This window comes from Moorena producens 3L (assembly GCF_000211815.1).
Classification (GTDB): Bacteria; Cyanobacteriota; Cyanobacteriia; order Cyanobacteriales; family Coleofasciculaceae; genus Moorena; species Moorena producens.
Genome location: NZ_GL890884.1, coordinates 5,648 through 6,754 on the forward strand (window position 1 = coordinate 5,648; position 1,107 = coordinate 6,754).

Annotated in this window: 2 protein-coding genes; one reads left to right on the forward strand and one right to left on the reverse strand. The window is 55.7% G+C overall.

Translation table 11 applies throughout. From position 1 onward, the window contains the following. The coding region (locus tag LYNGBM3L_RS49820) for an SDR family NAD(P)-dependent oxidoreductase (protein ID WP_131827474.1) at positions 1 to 393 on the reverse strand (393 nt) is incomplete at its 3' end. A gap of 132 nt (positions 394 to 525) precedes the next feature. On the opposite strand from LYNGBM3L_RS49820, the gene LYNGBM3L_RS49825 reads away from it, so the two are divergent. Next, positions 526 to 1,107 (forward strand): NAD-dependent epimerase/dehydratase family protein (locus LYNGBM3L_RS49825; RefSeq protein WP_008183571.1); only part of this gene is annotated, 582 nt, incomplete at its 3' end.

Here is a 1,107-nt window from a genome sequence, read left to right on the forward strand (position 1 = left end):
GAACGGGAATTTGGTTGTCTTGCCATAAACCTCGGAGGTCGAAGCGATAAAGGTCGGCGTCTTGTCTGGAATAGCCGCTTTCAGGACGTTTTCTGTGCCGGTGATATTGGTCAGGATAGACCGGCTCGGTTCGTCCATGATCAGCTTCACACCAACCGCTGCCGCCATGTGGAAGACCATATCGGCATCGCCAACCAGCTGATTGACAAGATCGACGTCCAGGACAGAACCTTCAATGAAGCGAAAGTGATTATTGCCATCAAGGCTGGCCAGGTTCTTCTTCTGGCCCGTTGAGAGGTCATCCAGAGCCACCACATCATGGCCTTCAGCCACCAGTCGCTCGGCCAGGTGAGACCCAATGAAACCGGCCCCTCCAGTGATCAAAATGCGCATAGTCCCCTCATGTGAAACAGGTTTGGATCCAGTCCCCGACTTACGCAATAATAAGGCCAGTCGTCATCCGTAAAATCCGACAGGGCAAAAAATCTCTGGAAGGTTCGCCCAAAATGGCTGATTGAGGGGAAAATGACCCATGATCGACCACTTCTTGCCGACGCTTTTTTGGGTGAGGCCCGAAACCATTTTTCGGGACGCCGCGTTATCGTCACCGGAGCGACAGGTTTCATTGGTCGCCGGCTCGTTGCTGGGTTGTTGCTTGTCGGTGCCTCAGTCACGGTTGCGTTGCGTTCCAGACATGGGGCTAATCAGTTCGAAGCCGCCGGCGCAGAGGTCCTGGTCGGGCAACTGCAAGACCACGCCTTTATGTCCGAGGCGCTAAATAACAGGGAAATTCTATTCCATCTCGCCTATGATGTCCGCTCGGGTGGACGGGAAAACTTGGACGTTTTCAACGACTTGTATGAGGTCGCTCAGGCGTCGGAGCTTGAGCGTATCGTGCATATGAGCTCGCTGGTGGTTTATGACCATTGGCCCGGCGGAAAAATCGATTCAGACGCCGCGATCACCCGCACCGGCCTGGAAGACTATCGCGACGCCAAAATCGCCATGGAAGAAGCACTTCTGGCCGGGCCGAAGCCTGCCGCAATCCTCCAGCCGGGCATCGTGCATGGTCCCGGAAGCGCATTGTGGACGACCGCGCCGCGCGAG